This window comes from Levilactobacillus parabrevis ATCC 53295, assembly GCF_001434055.1.
Classification (GTDB): Bacteria; Bacillota; Bacilli; order Lactobacillales; family Lactobacillaceae; genus Levilactobacillus; species Levilactobacillus parabrevis.
In genome coordinates, this window is sequence record NZ_AZCZ01000104.1 from 1 (window position 1) to 780 (window position 780).

The following is a 780-nucleotide window of genomic DNA, read 5'->3' on the forward strand; positions in this document are numbered from 1 at the left end:
GATTGACAGTCAAAAATTTCCGACCGTACAAATCAGCTTTATAGGACAGCATGCCCAATAGTGTTCGCCAGCCAACGTCTGAGATGCTCATTGCCAAAGCGTGGTTCCGCAACATATTTTTACTCCGCAGTTCTTCAGCTACGACTAAATCGTGGTTTTTGATCAAGGCCGTAGAGACGTGGTGCAGAAAGTTCTTGCGTTGGTTAGCGACTTTAAGCTGCAATTTAGCTACTAGTAACCGTTGCTTTTGATAATTCTTTGATTCTGATAAGCGTCGCTGGCTCTTTTTAGCTCGTCTGGCCCGCCGTGACAGTTTCCGCTGGGCTTTAGCCAGCTTTCCTTTAATCATCCGGTAATAACGTGGATTAGCAGTCACTTGTCCATTGGAGTCCGTCAGAAAGTTATCAAGGTTCAAATCGATGCCAACTTTAGATTCAACGGCTGATTGTTTAGAAACGAAGGGGTGTTCTGACCCAAGCTGTATGGACACAAAGTAATGGCCGACAGCATCCATCGAAATTGTCGTGGTCCCGATTCTAATATCATCGGCTCGGTCCAAAATCTTCGATGGCAGCCCCTTGAAACGGAGATGCCCCAGCTTGGGTAGTTGTAGGTGGTGGGTATCATTTAGTCTTACACTACCATTACGCATGGTTGGTACTGCCACTTTGGCACCGTACAAACATGACGTTTGATACGTCTGAGTATAGCCACGCTTATGAAATTTAGGCGTCCCTGCTTGATGAGCCTGGCGAAATAGCTTCCAGGCAGTCTTGTAAT

The 780-nt window shown here is 46.3% G+C and carries 1 protein-coding gene; it reads right to left on the minus strand.

Going from position 1 to position 780, the window contains the following annotated elements; genetic code table 11:
• A partial coding sequence (locus tag FD07_RS11935; RefSeq protein WP_156403291.1) for an RNA-guided endonuclease InsQ/TnpB family protein occupies positions 1–780 on the minus strand: 780 nt, incomplete at both ends.